16 protein-coding genes are annotated in these 14,777 nt (G+C 69.7%); 11 read left to right on the top strand and 5 right to left on the bottom strand.

The window, feature by feature from the left end:
- Positions 1 to 2 precede the first annotated feature (2 nt).
- Positions 3 to 1,715, top strand: coding sequence for a cytochrome c biogenesis protein ResB (locus ACGFNN_RS28140; RefSeq protein WP_393559999.1), 1,713 nt, complete (start codon positions 3 to 5; stop codon positions 1,713 to 1,715).
- Positions 1,712 to 2,791: a c-type cytochrome biogenesis protein CcsB gene (gene ccsB / locus ACGFNN_RS28135; protein ID WP_393559997.1), complete on the top strand. Its 1,080-nt coding sequence runs from the start codon at positions 1,712 to 1,714 to the stop codon at positions 2,789 to 2,791. Before ACGFNN_RS28140 ends, ccsB begins: the two co-directional genes overlap by 4 nt.
- 75 nt (positions 2,792 to 2,866) lie before the next feature.
- Here ccsB and ACGFNN_RS28130 read toward each other — a convergent pair whose 3' ends face one another.
- Positions 2,867 to 4,192 carry an aldehyde dehydrogenase family protein gene (locus tag ACGFNN_RS28130; RefSeq protein ID WP_393559995.1) on the bottom strand — a complete coding sequence of 442 codons (1,326 nt, stop codon included), beginning with the start codon at positions 4,190 to 4,192 and terminating at the stop codon, positions 2,867 to 2,869.
- Positions 4,189 to 4,884, bottom strand: a complete 696-nt coding sequence (locus tag ACGFNN_RS28125) for a type 1 glutamine amidotransferase domain-containing protein (protein WP_393559993.1) — start codon at positions 4,882 to 4,884, stop codon at positions 4,189 to 4,191. Before ACGFNN_RS28125 ends, ACGFNN_RS28130 begins: the two co-directional genes overlap by 4 nt.
- Positions 4,885 to 5,051: 167 nt before the next feature.
- On the opposite strand from ACGFNN_RS28125, the gene ACGFNN_RS28120 reads away from it, so the two are divergent.
- A complete protein-coding gene (locus tag ACGFNN_RS28120; protein ID WP_365520372.1) occupies positions 5,052 to 5,492 on the top strand; it encodes a MarR family transcriptional regulator in 441 nt (146 codons plus the stop codon).
- A gap of 57 nt (positions 5,493 to 5,549) precedes the next feature.
- On the opposite strand, the gene ACGFNN_RS28115 is transcribed toward ACGFNN_RS28120, so the two are convergent.
- Positions 5,550 to 5,972: a PLD nuclease N-terminal domain-containing protein gene (locus ACGFNN_RS28115; protein ID WP_362540086.1), complete on the bottom strand. Its 423-nt coding sequence runs from the start codon at positions 5,970 to 5,972 to the stop codon at positions 5,550 to 5,552.
- Positions 5,973 to 6,059: 87 nt separating this feature from the next.
- On the opposite strand from ACGFNN_RS28115, the gene ACGFNN_RS28110 reads away from it, so the two are divergent.
- Both ACGFNN_RS28110 and mqnP read left to right on the top strand, forming a co-directional pair.
- Positions 6,060 to 7,517 (top strand): menaquinone biosynthesis decarboxylase, encoded by a 1,458-nt coding sequence (locus tag ACGFNN_RS28110; protein ID WP_365520368.1) that lies wholly within the window; start codon positions 6,060 to 6,062, stop codon positions 7,515 to 7,517.
- On the top strand, positions 7,514 to 8,425 hold the full coding sequence (gene mqnP / locus ACGFNN_RS28105; RefSeq protein WP_393559991.1) for a menaquinone biosynthesis prenyltransferase MqnP: 912 nt from the start codon (positions 7,514 to 7,516) through the stop codon (positions 8,423 to 8,425). The genes ACGFNN_RS28110 and mqnP overlap by 4 nt, the downstream gene beginning before the upstream one ends.
- Here the strand turns inward: mqnP and ACGFNN_RS28100 are convergent.
- Positions 8,415 to 9,017, bottom strand: a complete 603-nt coding sequence (locus ACGFNN_RS28100) for a rhomboid family intramembrane serine protease (RefSeq protein WP_393559989.1) — start codon at positions 9,015 to 9,017, stop codon at positions 8,415 to 8,417. The genes mqnP and ACGFNN_RS28100 overlap by 11 nt on opposite strands.
- Positions 9,018 to 9,130: 113 nt before the next feature.
- Between ACGFNN_RS28100 and ACGFNN_RS28095 the strand changes: the two genes are divergently transcribed.
- Positions 9,131 to 9,796 carry a UbiX family flavin prenyltransferase gene (locus tag ACGFNN_RS28095; RefSeq protein WP_362540807.1) on the top strand — a complete coding sequence of 222 codons (666 nt, stop codon included), beginning with the start codon at positions 9,131 to 9,133 and terminating at the stop codon, positions 9,794 to 9,796.
- A 10-nt stretch (positions 9,797 to 9,806) separates the two neighbouring features.
- On the opposite strand, the gene ACGFNN_RS28090 is transcribed toward ACGFNN_RS28095, so the two are convergent.
- Complete coding sequence (locus ACGFNN_RS28090) at positions 9,807 to 9,956, bottom strand: hypothetical protein (RefSeq protein WP_362540858.1); 150 nt, start codon at positions 9,954 to 9,956, stop codon at positions 9,807 to 9,809.
- A 121-nt stretch (positions 9,957 to 10,077) separates the two neighbouring features.
- On the opposite strand from ACGFNN_RS28090, the gene ACGFNN_RS28085 reads away from it, so the two are divergent.
- The 5 genes from ACGFNN_RS28085 (at position 10,078) to ACGFNN_RS28065 (ending at position 14,715) form a co-directional block, all read left to right on the top strand.
- Positions 10,078 to 10,533, top strand: a complete 456-nt coding sequence (locus ACGFNN_RS28085; protein ID WP_362540098.1) for an Lrp/AsnC family transcriptional regulator — start codon at positions 10,078 to 10,080, stop codon at positions 10,531 to 10,533.
- An 89-nt stretch (positions 10,534 to 10,622) separates the two neighbouring features.
- The gene (gene mqnE / locus ACGFNN_RS28080; protein WP_031098411.1) at positions 10,623 to 11,786 is read left to right on the top strand and encodes an aminofutalosine synthase MqnE; all 1,164 of its coding nucleotides are present in this window, start codon (positions 10,623 to 10,625) and stop codon (positions 11,784 to 11,786) included.
- Between the two features lie 124 nt (positions 11,787 to 11,910).
- Positions 11,911 to 12,438, top strand: a complete 528-nt coding sequence (locus ACGFNN_RS28075; protein ID WP_393559987.1) for a GNAT family N-acetyltransferase — start codon at positions 11,911 to 11,913, stop codon at positions 12,436 to 12,438.
- Between the two features lie 189 nt (positions 12,439 to 12,627).
- Positions 12,628 to 12,924, top strand: a complete 297-nt coding sequence (locus ACGFNN_RS28070; protein WP_393559985.1) for a DUF4229 domain-containing protein — start codon at positions 12,628 to 12,630, stop codon at positions 12,922 to 12,924.
- 405 nt (positions 12,925 to 13,329) lie between these two features.
- Entirely contained in the window at positions 13,330 to 14,715 is a 1,386-nt protein-coding gene (locus ACGFNN_RS28065) for a dicarboxylate/amino acid:cation symporter (protein WP_393559983.1), read from the top strand.
- The last annotated feature ends 62 nt before the right edge of the window (positions 14,716 to 14,777 follow it).

Here is a 14,777-nt window from a genome sequence, read left to right as displayed (position 1 = left end):
CGATGAGCAACACGCACACCACGGACGAGCGCGACCTCGGTGAGGCCGGGGAGCAGCTCTCCACCGCCCCGCGCGAGGAGGTGGCGTCCGCCGTACCCGCCATGGGCGTCATCGGCTGGGCCCGCTGGTTCTGGCGGCAGCTGACCTCGATGCGGGTCGCTCTGATCCTGCTCTTCCTGCTGTCGCTGGGCGCCATCCCGGGCTCGCTGATCCCGCAGAACAGCGTCGACGAACTGAAGGTGCAGACCTTCAAGGACGCCCACACCACGGTCTCCCCGATCTACGAGAAGCTCCAGTTCTTCGACGTCTACAGCTCGGTGTGGTTCTCCGCGATCTACATCCTGCTGTTCGTCTCGCTGATCGGCTGCATCGTCCCGCGCACCGGCCAGTTCATCGGCCAGCTGCGCGGCCGCCCGCCGGGCGCTCCCAGGACGCTGACCCGGCTGCCCGCGTACACCACCTGGCGCACCGACGCGGCGCCGGAGGAGGTGCGCGAGGCCGCGCTCTCCCTCCTGCGCAAGCGGCGCTTCCGCTCCCACACGGTGGGTGAGGCGGTCGCCGCCGAGAAGGGCTATCTGCGGGAGATGGGGAACCTGCTGTTCCACATCGCCCTGATCGTCATGCTGGTGGCCTTCGCCGGCGGTCAGCTCTTCAAGTCCGAGGGCGGCAAGCTCGTCGTCGAGGGCGACGGCTTCGCCAACACCATCACCCAGTACGACGACTTCAAGTCCGGCTCGCTCTTCGACAACGACGACCTCGCGCCGTTCAGCTTCGACCTGGACGACTTCGTCGGCACCTACGAGCGCAACGGACCGCAGCGCGGCACGCCCCGGACGTACGAGGCGCGGGTCACCTACTCCGAGGGCGCCGACGGCGCGCCGAAGAAGAAGGTCATCGAGGTCAACAAGCCGCTCGTCGTCGACGGCACGAAGGTCTACCTCAACGCGCACGGCTACGCGCCGGTCATCTCCGTCAAGGACGGCCGGGGCAAGGAGGTCTACCGGACCGCGGTGCCGCTGCTGCCGATCGACAACAACGTCACCTCGACCGGCGCGATCAAGGTGATGGACGGCTACAAGGACGCGAACGGGAAGAAGGAGCAGCTGGGCTTCCAGGCCTTCTTCGTCCCGACGTTCGCCGGTGACGGCAAGGGCACGATGTTCTCGCAGTACCCCGGCGCCGACTACCCGGTCCTGGCGCTGAACGGCTACTACGGCAGCCTCGGCGTCGACTCCGGGCTGCCGCAGAACGTCTACCAGCTCGACACGTCCAAGATGAAGGAATTCAAGGACAGCAACGGCGACAAGCTGAAGAAGCGGCTGCGCCCCGGCGAGACCATGAAGCTCCCCGACGGCGCCGGCTCGATCACCTTCGTCAGCGTCGAGGAGTGGGCGAGCTTCCAGATCTCCCGCCAGCCGGCCGCCGGCTGGGCCCTCGGCGGTGCGATCGCCGCCATCGCCGGCCTCGCCGGATCGCTGTTCATCCAGCGCCGCCGCATGTGGGTGCGGGCCGTACGCGGCAGCGACGGCGTCACCGTCGTGGAGATGGCGGGCCTCGGCCGCAGCGAGTCCGCGAAGCTGCCGGAGGAACTGGCCGACCTCGCGGTCGCGCTCCACACCGTCGCGCCGACCGCCCCCGAACCCTCGCCCGACCCCGCGCCCGAGACCGAGCCCGGACACCCTGCCGAAGCACCTGCCGAAGGGGCTGAGAAGTGAATCTCGCCGCCGCAACCAACGAGAATCTGGCACACACCAGCAATGTGCTGATCTATTCGTCGATGGCCGTCTACACCCTGGCCTTCTTCGCGCACATCGCGGAGTGGGTCTTCGGCAGCCGCAGCAAGGTCGGCCGTACGGCCGCCGCGCTGACCGGTCAGGCGTCCGCCGGTTCCCCGGTGAAGGTGGTCGCGCAGAAGGGCGGCAGCACCGCCGTGCTGGAGCGGCCCACGATCGTCACCCGCTCCGCCGCCGGTACGCGCGACGTGCCCGACGGTCCCGGGGCCGCGGGCGGCACCTTCAAGGGCGACCTCTGGGGACGGATCGCGGTCGCCCTGACCGTCGTGTCCTTCGCCGTCCAGGCGGGCGGGGTCGTCGCACGGGCCATGTCGGTGCAGCGGGCCCCCTGGGGCAACATGTACGAGTTCTCGATCACCTTCTCCACGGTGGCCGTCGGCGCGTACCTGATCCTGCTGGCCCTGAGGAAGAACGTCCGCTGGATCGGTCTGCTGCTCGTCACGACCGTCCTGCTGGACCTGGGCATCGCGACCACGACGCTGTACACCGACAGCGACCAGCTGGTCCCGGCCCTGCACTCCTACTGGCTGTGGATCCACGTCTCCACCGCCATCATCTGCGGCGCGGTCTTCTACCTCGGAGCCGTCGGCACGCTGCTCTACCTCTTCCGTGACAGCTACGAGAACAAGCTGGCCTCCGGGGGCACGCCGGGGAAGTTCGCGAGCTCCGTCCTGGACCGGCTCCCGGCCGCGAAGACCCTGGACACCTTCTCGTACCGCATCAACGCGGCCGTCTTCCCGCTGTGGACGTTCACGATCATCGCGGGCGCCATCTGGGCGGGCGACGCCTGGGGCCGCTACTGGGGCTGGGACCCCAAGGAGGTCTGGTCCTTCATCACCTGGGTCGCGTACGCCTGCTACCTGCACGCCCGCGCCACCGCCGGCTGGAAGGGCCGCAAGGCCGCCTACCTGGCGCTGATCGCCTTCGGGTGCTGGCTCTTCAACTACTACGGCGTCAACATCTTCGTCACCGGCAAGCACTCCTACGCCGGGGTCTGACGCCCGTACACGCCACGAGGGCGCGACCGCACGGATGTGCGGTCGCGCCCTCGTGGCGTGTACGGGCTGGGCTCGTCAGCCGAGCGGGGTGTCCAGGACGGCCTTGCGGTGGCTGAAGGTCTCCAGGGAGTACCGGCCGTGGTAGTTGCCCATGCCGCTCTCGCCGACTCCGCCGAACGGCAGGTCCGACACGGTCAGATGGGCCAGCGGCAGGCCGACACCGACCCCGCCCGACGAGGTCTCGGCCAGCAGACGGGCGCGCACCGAGGGGTCCTGGGTGAAGGCGTACAGGGCCAGCGGCTTGTCGCGGTCGTTGATGAACGCGATCGCCTCGTCGAGCCCGTCCACGGTGAGGACCGGCAGGACGGGGCCGAAGATCTCCTCGCCCATCACGGGGGAGTCCGGTGCCACCTCGGCCAGCACGGTCGGGGCGATGTACTTCGTGGCCCGGTCGTGGCCCCCGCCGGTGACCGTGCGACCGGAGCCGAGGAGGCCCACCAGCCGGTCGAAGTGGCGTTCGTTCACGATCCGCCCGTACTCGGGGTGGGTCGCGGGGTCCGGGCCGAAGAGGGACTCGACCGCCGCCGCGAGGGCCTCGGTCAGGGCCGGCGCCGTCGCGGGGTCCGTGAGGACGTAGTCGGGTGCGACGCACGTCTGGCCGGCGTTCAGGAACTTCCCGGCGGCGAGGCGGGCGGCCACCGTCTTGAGGTCGGTGTCCCGGTCGACGAAGACGGGCGACTTGCCGCCCAGTTCGAGCGTGACCGGGGTGAGGTGCTTCGCCGCCGCGGCCATCACCACCCGGCCGACGGTGCCGTTGCCCGTGTAGAAGATGTGGTCGAAGCGCTCGGCGAGCAGTGCGGTGGTCTCGGGGACGCCGCCCTCCACCACGGTCACCGTGTCGGTGTCGAGGTACTCGGGCACCAGCCGGGCCAAGGCCGCGGATGTGGCCGGTGCCAGCTCGCTGGGCTTCGCGACCACGGTGTTGCCCGCGGCGAGCGCGCCGGCCACCGGGGCGAGGAGCAGCTGCACGGGGTAGTTCCACGGCGCGATGACGAGGACGACGCCGAGCGGGTCCTGCACGGTGTGGGCGGTGGCCCCGGCCAGGGCGGCGGGTACGGGGGCCGGTTCGGGCTCCAGCCACCCCGCCAGGCGCTCCAGGGTGTGGTCGATCTCGCGGACCGTGAAGTCGATCTCGGTCCGGTACGACTCCTTCCGGCTCTTGCCGAGGTCGGCGCGGAGCGCCTCGGCGAGCTCGTCGCCCCGCTCGGTGAGCAGCGCCCGCAGCCGGGTCAGCTGGGTGGTGCGCCAGGAGAGTTCCCTGGTGTGCCCGGTGCGGAAGGCCCCGCGGAGGCGGGTGACGACGTCCGCCGCGGATTCCACCGCTGTGCCGGTGGCGCTCACAGGGCGGCCACGATCTCGCGGGCCAGCTGCTCGGAGGAGGCGGGGTTCTGGCCGGTGTGCAGGTTGCGGTCGTGCACGGTGTGGGTGGACCACGGGTCGGCGGCCGCGTAGTCGGCGCCGAGGGCGACGAGGCGGTCCTCCAGCAGCCAGGGAGCCTTCGACGCGAGACCGGCCTGGGTCTCCTCGGCGTTGCTGAAGCCGGTCATGCGGTAGCCGGCGAAGGGCCAGCTGCCGTCCTCGCGGCGGGCCGGCAGCAGGGCGGCGGGGGCGTGGCACAGGACGGCGACGTGGGTGCCGGAGTCCAGGGCGGTGGTGAGCAGCCGGCCGGAGACCTCGCTGACCGCCAGGTCCTCCATGGGGCCGTGGCCGCCGGGGTAGAAGACGACGTCGTAGGAGGTGGCCACGGTGTCCTCGAGGCGGGCCGGGATCTTGAGCGTCTCGTCGATGGAGGCGAGGTAGGACGCGATGGCGTCGGCCTGCTCCTGGCCTCCGTTGGCCTCGGCGGCGAGGCTCGCCTCGTCCACGGTGGGTGTGACGCCGCCCGGGGTGGCGACGGAGATGTCGAAGCCGGCCTGGCTGAAGACGCGGTGCGGTGCGGCGAGTTCCTCGGCCCAGAAGCCGGTGGGGTGGGTGGTGCCGTCGTTCAGGGTCCAGTGGTCGGCACCGGTGAGGACGAAGAGTACGGAAGGCATGGGGGTGCTCCCTACGAGACGCGAGACACATGGAACATGAAGCTTGATATGCTCAAGCAATACCCCATGTAACGGGTCAAAGTTGAGCATGTCAAACGATTGCGGGTGCGTGGCGGACAGTGCTCCGGCCTGACGGACCACGCGCACCGATCGAAGGATGACCGACCATGACGAAGGAACCGGCACCCCGCGCCGTCCCTGCTCCGGACGAACTCCTGGAGCCCCTCGCCGTCGTCGTACGCGGCCACCACGACGACCTCACCGCGGTCGCGGCGCGTCACGGTCTCAGCACCTCTCAGGCCCGCGCGCTGATCGCCCTCAATGAACCCATGCCCATGAGCGCGCTGGCCACGCATCTGGTGTGCGACGCGTCCAACGCCACCGGTCTCGTCGGCCGTATGGAGGCGCGCGGTCTCGTGACGCGTACCCCGGCGCCCGGCGACCGCCGCTCCAAGGTGGCCTCCCGTACGGACGAGGGCACCGAGCTGGCGCACCGGATCCGCGCGGAGATGCGGGTGGTGCGCGGTGCGCTGGAGGCGCTCACCCCGGAGGAGCGCACCGCTCTGCTGCCCCTGCTCGACCGGCTGGGGCGTCTGCTCTCCCGGTGACCCGGGGCGTTCGCGCCCCGGGGCCACGCCTGCCGGGACGCGAGGGCTCGCGCGCGGTCAGGACGCGGACGGCGGGGCCGGGTCCTCCTCGGGCCCGGTAGCGCCGTTCTCCTTGCCCTCCCGGCGCTTGAGCTCCTCCTCGCGGCGGCGGAGATCCGCCTCCCAGTCCTTGAGGAGCGACTCGTCCTTCTCGTTCTCCTTCTTCAGCGACTTGAGGAACTCGGGGTTGTCGTCCGGCGCCGTCCAGGTGGTGCGGTGGCCGCGGTGCCACTCGGAGGGGGTGCGGCCTCCCGTCGGCGGGGTGCGCATCTTGCCCGCGGCCAGCCACACGATCGGGCCGACGATCCAGAAGAGCAGGATGATGAAGACCCAGGCGATCTTCGGGAGGTGCTTCGCCTCGTCCTCCGGGGTGTTCAGGCAGTCGATGAACGCGAAGATCGTCAGCGCCAGAGGCAGGAGGTAGATCAAGGCCCTGAGCATGATGTGGGATCCCCCGAGACGATGTGGGAGGCGAGGTCCCGCCCCCGGTGACGGGCCCAGGGTAGCGGGTGGCCGATACTGGGGCTTATGGCTTACGACGATCTTCGCTCCCTGCTCCGGGCTCTGGAGCGCGAGGGCGATCTCAAGCGCATCAAGGCCGAGGTCGACCCGTATCTGGAGGTCGGTGAGATCGTCGACCGGGTGAACAAGGCGGGCGGTCCCGCCCTGCTCTTCGAGAACGTCAAGGGGTCGTCGATGCCCCTGGCCATGAACGTCTACGGGACCGACCGGCGGCTGCTCAAGGCGCTCGGGCTGAAGTCCTACGCGGAGATCAGCGACAAGATCGGCGGGCTCCTCAAGCCGGAGCTGCCGCAGGGCTTCGTCGGGATCCGCGAGGCGTTCGGCAAGCTCGGCGCGGTGACGCACCTGCCCCCGAAGAAGGTCAAGGCGGACAGCGCCCCCGTCCAGGAGGTCGTGCTCACCGGCGACGACGTGGACCTGGACGCGCTGCCCGCGCTCTTCACCTGGCCCGAGGACGGCGGCTCCTTCTTCAACCTGGGGCTCACCCACACCAAGGACCCCGAGACGGGCATCCGCAATCTGGGGCTCTACCGGCTGCAGCGCCACGACAAGCGCACCATCGGTATGCACTGGCAGATCCACAAGGACAGCCGCAACCACTACCAGGTCGCCGCCCGGCGCGGTGAGAAGCTGCCGGTCGCGATCGCCTTCGGCGCCCCGCCCGCCGTCACCTACGCCTCCACGGCGCCGCTGCCGGGGGACATCGACGAGTACCTCTTCGCCGGCTTCGTCCAGGGCAAGCGGATCGAGATGGTCGACTGCAAGACGGTCCCGCTCCAGGTCCCTGCCCAGGCCGAGGTCGTCATCGAGGGGTGGCTGGAGCCGGGCGAGATGCTGCCCGAGGGCCCGTTCGGCGACCACACCGGCTTCTACACCCCGCAGGAGCCGTTCCCCGCACTGAAGATCGACTGCGTGACGATGCGGAAGCGTCCGCTGCTGCAGTCCATCGTCGTCGGCCGCCCGCCGACCGAGGACGGTCCGCTGGGCCGGGCCACCGAGCGGTTCTTCCTGCCCCTGCTCAAGATCATCGTGCCGGACATCGTGGACTACCACCTGCCCGAGGCCGGCGGCTTCCACAACTGCGCGATCGTCTCGATCGACAAGAAGTACCCCAAGCACGCCCAGAAGGTCATGAGCGCCATCTGGGGCGCGCACATGATGTCGCTGACCAAGCTGATCGTCGTCGTGGACTCCGACTGCGACGTCCATGACCTGCACGAAGTCGCGTGGCGGGCGCTCGGCAACACCGACTACGCCCGCGACCTCATGATCACCGAGGGGCCGGTGGACCACCTCGACCACGCCTCCTACCAGCAGTTCTGGGGTGGGAAGGCGGGCATCGACGCGACGCGCAAGCTGCCCGAGGAGGGGTACACGCGGGACGGAGGCTGGCCGGAGATGGTCGAGTCCGACCCGGAGACGGCGGCGAAGGTCGACCGCCGGTGGAAGGAGTACGGCCTGTGAGTGCATCGGCCTCGGCCGCGGCTGTCCCGCAGCCGCGCAGCAAGTCCCGCGCGTTCCTGCGGCTGGTGATGATCGAGCACTCGGTTTTCGCCCTGCCCTTCGCCTACATCGCGGCTCTGACCGCGATGTACCGGCTGGACGGGAACATCCACTGGGGCACGCTGCTGCTCGTGACCGTGGCGATGGTCGGGCTGCGGACCTTCGCCATGGCGGCGAACCGGATCATCGACCGGGAGATCGACGCCCGTAATCCGAGGACGGAGGGCCGGGAGCTCGTCACCGGCGCGGTCACGGTGCGGTCCGCGTGGACCGGGGCGCTCGTGGCCCTGGCCTTCTTCCTCGGTGCCGCCGCCCTGCTCAACCCCCTCTGCCTGATGCTGGCTCCGGTCGCCGTCGTACCGATGGTGGTCTACCCGTACGGCAAGCGGTTCACGAACTTCCCGCACGCGATCCTCGGTCTGGCGCAGGCGATCGGCCCGATCGGCGCCTGGCTGGCGGTGACCGGGAGCTGGTCGTGGGACGCGGTGATCCTGGGGCTGGCCGTCGGCATCTGGATCGGCGGCTTCGACCTGATCTTCGCCTGCCAGGACGTACGGGCGGACCGTGCGCACGGAGTGCTCTCCTTCCCGGCGCGCTTCGGGATCCCGGCCGCCCTCTGGGGCGCCAGGATCTGCCACGTGATCACCACGGGCCTGCTGGTGTGGTTCGGGCTCGCGACGGACGCGGAGATCTTCTACTGGATCGGCATGGTGATCGTCGCCGCCGCCTTCGTGTACGAGCACCGGGTCGTGCGGCCGCACGACCTGTCCCGGCTCAACCGGGCGTTCTTCTCCGTCAACGGCTTCATCGGCATCGCGCTCTTCGCGTGCGCGCTGCTCGACCTGCTGGTGCGCGGCCTCACACCGTGACGTAGCCGGAGTCGCGCGGGGCGCGCGGGCGGCGGAGGAGGAAGGCCGCCGCCACCCCGCCGACCAGGCCGAAGAGGTGGCCCTGCCAGCTGACGCCGGAGTCCGTGGGCAGCACACCCCAGAGCAGGGAGCCGTAGACCACGGCGACGCCCAGGCCTATGACGACGTCCCAGGGGCGGCGGTCCACGAAACCGCGCACCAGCAGATAGCCGAGGAGCCCGAAGACCACACCGGACGCGCCCAGCGTCACCGTGTGGGGCGGCGCGGTGAGCCAGACGCCCAGGCCGGACGCCGCGATCACCACGAACACCACGGCGGCGAACCTGCGTATCCCGCCCAGGGCGGCGATGAAGCCGAGGACCAGCAGCGGGACGGTGTTGGAGGCAACGTGCTCCCAGCCGCTGTGCAGGAACGCGGCGGGCACGATGTCCGCCAGCTCGGACGGCTCGCGGGGGCTGACGCCGTGGGTGTCGAGGGAGTTGCCCGTCGCCGTGTCGATGCCTTCGAGGAGCCAGAGCAGGGCGACCCAGGCGAGCATGACCCCGCCGGCCGTGACCGCGCGTGCGGTGGCCCCGGTGCGTGTGCCGGTCATGGCCGCCCCCTGTCCGTGGTCGTTCCCTCATCCGTCGTAACGCGCGAGGCCCCTGGCTCGGTTCCTGTGGGTGGGCGCCGGATAGGCTCGGCGGTGTGACAGCCGGTACTTCGATGAGTCAGCAGCAGCGCAGGCCTTGGATCGTCGGGGTGTCGGGCGCTTCGGGCACCCCCTTCGCGGCCTCGGTGCTGCGCGGACTGCTGGCGGCCGGGGAGAGCGTCGACCTGGTGGTGAGCCGCGCCTCGCGGCTGACCCTGCTGGACGAGACCGGGATCGCCTTCCGGGACGCCCACTGGCAGGAGGACCTGCGCGGCTGGCTGGCCCGGGGCGCGGACGGCAAGCCGGACACCTTCCGGCCCGACATCGGCGACGTACGCCACTGGCCGGCCGGGGACCTGGCGGCCGGGCCGTCCTCGGGGTCGTACCCGGCGAAGGGGATGCTGATCGTCCCGGCGTCGACCGCGTGTGTGGCCGGGGTGGCACTCGGGCTGTCGAAGGACCTGCTGCAGCGGGCCGCGAGCGTGACGCTGAAGGAGCGGCGGAAGCTGGTCGTCGCCGTGCGGGAGACGCCGCTCAGCGGTCAGACGCTGAAGCAGATGGTCGCGCTCGACGAGGCGGGCGCAGTCGTGCTGCCCGCCTCTCCGGCGTTCTACGCGGGTGCGACGCACATCCAGGATCTCGTGGACTTCGTCGCGGGGCGGGTGCTCGACGCGGCAGGCGTGCCGCACGAGCTGTACCGCCGGTGGGAAGGGGAGCTCGGTGGCGGCTCCCGGGGCTGAACCCGCGGTGTCAGCGCTTCTTGCGGTCCGGGCGCGGGGCGCGGGCGCGGTCGACGCGGAGGGCGGCGGCGGGCTGGTGGGCACGCGAGCGGTTGGCCAGGTCCTGCAGCTCCCGCATCCGGGCGTAGGCCATCTCGATCGAGTACACGGTGTCGTTCACTCCTGAAGATTCGAAAGATTTTCTTGGGCAGTGGAGAAGATTTGCAGGGATTGGCCCTGTTGCACCTTGGATTCTACACGTAAGATCGCGGTACTGCTGAACAATGGAAGGTTTCAGTCATATGGACGCGGTGGACAGGCAGCTCATCCAGGCCCTCAGGGAGAACGGCAGGGCCTCTTACGCGGAGCTGGGGCGGCTCGTCGGGCTCTCCGGGCCCAGCGTCACCGACCGCATCAACCGGCTGGAAACCGCCGGTGTCATCACGGGGTACCGCGCGACCGTCGACGCCGCCTCGCTCGGGCTCGGTGTCACGGCCCTGATCGGCATCTCCCTCTCCGACGCCGCCGACCACCAGGACGTCGCGCACCGGCTGAAGGACCTGGCCGAGATCGAGGACTGCTGGTTCATCGCCGGTGACGACTCGTACATGCTCAAGGTGCGGGTCGGTGACGTCGACGGGCTGGAGAAGACCATCCGCAGGCTCAGCGGCACCAAGGGCGTCTCGCGGACCCGTACGACGGTCGTCCTCTCCACCAAGTGGGAGAACCGCGTCGGCGAGCTCCCCGAGGAGCACTGACCCCGAGCGGTGGTGGGGGTGCCCCCGCCTGACCGGCGGGGGAGTACCGTGGCCTGGATCCATTACGTACAGACATGGGAGGCGCCCAAGTGGACGCGGGACTCAAGCGCGAGCTGGAGGAGAAGGTCCGGGCCGGCGAGCGGCTGACCCGCGAGGACGGGATCGCCCTCTACGAGTCCGACGACCTGGCGTGGCTCGGCGGGCTGGCCCACGAGGTGCGTACGAGGAAGAACGGCGACGTCGTCCACTTCAACGTCAACCGCCACCTCAACATGACCAACGTGTGCACCGCCTCCTGTGCGTACTGCTCGTTCCAGCGGAAGCCGGGCGAGAAGGACGCGTACACGATGCGCATCGAGGAGGCCGTCCGGCTCGCGAAGGCGATGCAGGGCGAGAACCTCACCGAGCTTCACATCGTCAACGGGCTGCACCCCACCCTCCCGTGGCGGTACTACCCGCGCTCCCTCAGCGCGCTCAAGGAGGCGCTGCCCGAGGTGGCGCTCAAGGCCTTCACGGCCACGGAGATCCACCACTTCGAGACGATCTCCGGGCTCTCGGCCTCCGAGATCCTCGACGAGCTGATCGAGGCCGGTCTGGAGTCGCTGACCGGCGGCGGCGCGGAGATCTTCGACTGGGAGGTCCGCCAGCACATCGTCGACCACAACACCCACTGGGAGGACTGGTCGCGCATCCACCGCCTCGCGCACGAGAAGGGTCTCAAGACCCCGGCGACGATGCTGTACGGGCACATCGAGGAGCCCCGTCACCGCGTCGACCACGTGCTGCGGCTGCGCGAGATGCAGGACGAGACCGGCGGCTTCCAGGTCTTCATCCCGCTGCGCTACCAGCACGACTTCGTGGACATGAAGGACGGCAAGGTCCGCAACACCCTCCAGGCGCGTACGTCGATGGCGACCGGTGCCGAGGCGCTGAAGACCTTCGCCGTCTCCCGGCTGCTCTTCGACAACGTCCCGCACGTCAAGGTGTTCTGGGTGATGCACGGCGTGCAGACCGCCCAGCTGGCCCTCCAGCACGGCGCGGACGACATGGACGGCTCGGTCGTCGAGTACAAGATCACCCACGACGCGGACGACTACGGCACCCCGAACAAGCTGGGCCGTGAGGACCTCCTCGACCTCATCCGCGACGCCGGCTTCCGGCCCGTGGAGCGCAACACCCGCTACGAGATCCTGCGTGAGTACCCCGGGCCGGACGCCGGGCGCCGCGAGACCCCGCAGCCGATGCGCGTCTGAGGACGTCCGCGACGGGTGCGCTCCGGCCGCCCGCCCATGGGAAAGCCCCGGCCCTCCGGCCGGGGCTTTCCCATGGGGTGGACGCGATTTGAGCGCCGCGAAGCGTAATGGCTAATCTCTGCATATGGCACTTACGTTTGAGGTGGATCCGGCGTTCGACCGTGCGCTGCGCGACGGCATCACCACCCTCTGGGTGGATGTCGTCAACGCCGGCGGCGCCGTCGGGTTCGTGCCGCCCGTGACCGAGGGCGACGTCAGGCCCGAGCTGGTCAAGCACCTCGCGGGCATGGTCGAGGGCCGCACCCGTCTCGTGGTCGGGCGGGACGAGGAAGGGGCGGTCGCCGCCACCGCCTTCCTCACCCACAACACCCACCGGCTCATGCGGCACTGGATCGGCGTCTACACCGTCATGGTCCACCCGCGTCACCAGGGCAAGGGCTACGGCCGGGAGCTGATGGCGGCGACCGCCGACGCCGCCCAGGACATCGACGGGATCGAGGCCGTCCGGCTCACCTGCCGCGGCGGTACTGGTGCCGACCGCTTCTACGCCTCCTGCGGGTACAAGGAGGTCGGCCGGATCCCGAACGCCATCCGGGTCGCGGAGGACGACTACCGCGACGACATCCTCATGCTGCTCCCTCTCTTCCGGTAGCGCCGAGGGGCTGCCCCGGGCTGTCACCTGGGACGGCGCCGCAGTCGGTGACCCGGCGGGCGCCGCCGGGAGCCCTGCGAACTGATCGAATTCGGGTCATGCTTCACTGGTCGGACAGACCCAGACCGGTTCGGGCGGAATCCAGACCGCGCGAACCCGGGAACGTCGGACGTAGAGAGAAGGCAAGCCGTGTCCGTTTCCAGGCCGAGCGCAGCGATCCGGTACACCGCCATGCGCCTGCTGATTTTCGTCGGCTGCTTCTTCGTCTCGGGAGTGGCCGTGCACTTCGGCGTGCTCCCCTCGGGCGTCGGCGGCTCCAACGTGGTCTGGGTCCTCCTGCTCGGCCTGGTGCTCTCCGCACCCCTCAGCTTCGTCCTGCTGCGCAAGCAGCGCGACGAGATGTCCCAGCAGATCGTCTCGAAGGTCGACCGGACCAAGGCCAGGCTCGAGGAGAACCGCACCCGCGAGGACAGCGTCGCGCGGTAAGCGCGCCGTAAGGTTCCTCACACCCGCACCCGCGTACCTGAGAGACCCCGGACCGGAGCAGCCGCTCCCGTGCCGGGGTTTCGGCGTGTCCGGGGGCGGTAGGCGTCGCGCCGGTCAAAAACGATCAAGAAGCGGACCTTTGAGGTTCTCAAAGTTGCAGTGTTAACGTATTCGGCATGACGACAGCTCTGCGCACCCACACTGCCCCGGGCGTTCCGCTCGTGGTGCGCCTGCACGTCGATCTCTGCCGCTGTATGTCCGCGGTCTGTTGCCGCAACGTCTGAACCGGCATCATGCAGCGGCGCCGCCCTCGACGCGGGCGCCGCACCCCCGTCCCCATTGTCAGACCGCACATCCGTACGTCTGTCCTCGTACGTCCCGGTGCGTCCCTTCTGGAGTGTGTCCGTGTCCGCGAATTCCGCGTCCCCCGCAGAGACCGAAACCGGCGGTAAGCCGTCCGGTTCCGGTTTCCGCCTCCCCAGCATCCCCTTCTGGATACAGATCGTCGCCGGTCTGGTCCTGGGTGTCCTGCTCGGGTGGATAACCCGCAGCTACGACGTCGAGTGGCTCTACACCACGCTCGACCAGGTCGGCCACATCTTCGTCCAGCTGCTGAAGCTGGCCGTCGCACCTCTCGTCTTCTTCGCGATCCTGGTGTCGATCACCAACCTGCGCAAGGTGAACAACGCCGCCAGGCTCGCCACCCGGACCCTGGTCTGGTTCATGATCACCTCGCTGATCGCCGTGGCCATCGGCCTCGCGATCGGTCTGATCACCAACCCGGGCTCGGGCACCGACCTCACCCCGAAGGACGGCGCCAAGCCGGAGAGTGCCGGCTCCTGGCTCGACTTCCTGACGGGCATCATCCCGACGGACGTCATCACGCCGTTCACCGAGCTGAACGTGCTGCAGATCGTCTTCATGGCAGCCGTCGCCGGTATCGCCGCCCTTCAGCTCGGTGAGAAGGCCAAGCCGATCCTCACCCTCTCCGAGTCGATCCTGGAGCTCCTCCAGAAGGCGCTGTGGTGGGTCATCCGCCTCGCCCCGCTCGGCACCGTCGGCCTCATCGGCTACGCGATCGCCGACTACGGCTGGGACCTGATCGGCAAGTACGCGACCTTCACCGCCGACGTCTACATCGGCTGCGCCCTGGTGCTGTTCGGCGTCTACCCGCTCCTCCTGGCGACGGTCGCCAAGGTCAGCCCGCTGCAGTTCTTCAAGGGCGCCTGGCCCGCGATCCAGCTGGCCTTCGTCTCCCGTTCCTCGGTCGGCACCATGCCGGTCACCCAGCGGGTCACCGAGCGCCTCGGCGTCCCGAAGGAGTACGCCTCCTTCGCCGTCCCGTTCGGCGCCACCACCAAGATGGACGGCTGCGCCGCGATCTACCCCGCGCTGGCGGCGATCTTCATCGCGCAGATCTTCGACGTCCAGCTGGGCATCGGTGACTACATCCTGATCGCCTTCGTCTCGGTGATCGGTTCGGCGGCCACCGCCGGTCTCACCGGAGCCACGGTCATGCTGACGCTGACCCTGTCGACGCTGGGCCTCCCGCTGGAGGGTGTGGGTCTGCTGCTCGCCATCGACCCGATCCTGGACATGATGAGGACCGCGACGAACGTCGCAGGTCAGGCCCTGATCCCGGTCATCGTCTCGGCCCGCGAGAAGATCCTCGACCACGACGCGTACAACTCGGCGACGGCCTCCCCGGTCGACGACTTCGGGCAGGACGCGGACGGCCAGGACGCCGGCCGCGACGCCGAGCCGAAGGCAGGAGTACCGGTCACGGCGTAACACCCGCCGCACGCACCTTGCGCGCCCCCGGTCCACAGCCTGTGGACCGGGGGCGCGGTCGT

The organism is Streptomyces sp. NPDC048590 (assembly GCF_043199535.1).
Lineage (GTDB): Bacteria > Actinomycetota > Actinomycetes > Streptomycetales > Streptomycetaceae > Streptomyces.
The sequence above is the reverse complement of the archived record's forward strand: the minus strand, read 5'-3'. Positions and strand labels throughout refer to the sequence as shown.

Bases quoted from the DNA above. Each gene is read 5' to 3' on its own strand.
- ACGFNN_RS28140 (WP_393559999.1), top strand. From the start codon at position 3: ATGAGCAACACGCACACCACGGACGAGCGCGACCTCGGTGAGGCCGGG.
- ACGFNN_RS28125 (WP_393559993.1), bottom strand. From the start codon at position 4,884: ATGCCTTCCGTACTCTTCGTCCTCACCGGTGCCGACCACTGGACCCTG.
- ACGFNN_RS28120 (WP_365520372.1), top strand. From the start codon at position 5,052: ATGACGAAGGAACCGGCACCCCGCGCCGTCCCTGCTCCGGACGAACTC.
- ACGFNN_RS28115 (WP_362540086.1), bottom strand. From the start codon at position 5,972: ATGCTCAGGGCCTTGATCTACCTCCTGCCTCTGGCGCTGACGATCTTC.
- ACGFNN_RS28110 (WP_365520368.1), top strand. From the start codon at position 6,060: ATGGCTTACGACGATCTTCGCTCCCTGCTCCGGGCTCTGGAGCGCGAG.
- ACGFNN_RS28100 (WP_393559989.1), bottom strand. From the start codon at position 9,017: ATGACCGGCACACGCACCGGGGCCACCGCACGCGCGGTCACGGCCGGC.
- ACGFNN_RS28095 (WP_362540807.1), top strand. From the start codon at position 9,131: ATGAGTCAGCAGCAGCGCAGGCCTTGGATCGTCGGGGTGTCGGGCGCT.
- ACGFNN_RS28085 (WP_362540098.1), top strand. From the start codon at position 10,078: ATGGACGCGGTGGACAGGCAGCTCATCCAGGCCCTCAGGGAGAACGGC.
- ACGFNN_RS28075 (WP_393559987.1), top strand. From the start codon at position 11,911: ATGGCACTTACGTTTGAGGTGGATCCGGCGTTCGACCGTGCGCTGCGC.